Source organism: Duganella lactea (assembly GCF_009857505.1).
GTDB classification, from domain to species: Bacteria; Pseudomonadota; Gammaproteobacteria; order Burkholderiales; family Burkholderiaceae_D; genus Rugamonas; species Rugamonas lactea.
In genome coordinates this window covers 1-481 of sequence record NZ_WWCP01000098.1, presented here as the reverse complement: position 1 = coordinate 481, position 481 = coordinate 1, and the positions used below count along the sequence as shown (strand labels likewise).

Annotated in this window: 1 protein-coding gene; it reads right to left on the bottom strand. The window is 62.2% G+C overall.

Features of this window, described 5'->3' with window-relative positions:
* Positions 1–481: IS110 family transposase (locus tag GTP44_RS26840; RefSeq protein ID WP_161021805.1), on the bottom strand; the 481-nt coding region annotated here is incomplete at both ends.

Sequence of the window (481 nt, the reverse complement as noted above, 5' to 3'; positions counted from 1 at the left end):
TGGCCGCCGTGGTGGTGCCGATGCCGGTGATGCTGGTCATGAGTTCGGCGTCGCGTTTGAGTTGCGGGTGGCCATCAATATGGTCGTCGATGGTCTGCTCGAGACGCTTGATCTCCTTGTCGAGCCATGCGATCAGTGTTTGCGCATGCGCCGCCACGTCCGTCATGCCGCTGACGGTATAGCTTTCCAGCCGGTTATGTTCCTGCTGACGCATGTCCTTTAATGCCTGAAGGCGCTGTGACCAGGCCCGCAACTGGCGCTGCTCCCGGGGTGGGGGCGACCAGGCGGCCGGCTTCATCAAGGCGCAGTAGCGCGCGATCAGCGCCGCATCGGCTGTATCGGTCTTATTGCGCAGGTTTTCGCTCTGGCCAAAGCCTTTGACGCAACTCGGATTGGCGACCGACACCATGAAGCCGGCGTCATGCAGCGCCGTCGCGACGGCCTCGTAATACACACCGGTCGCCTCCATGCACACCTGCAA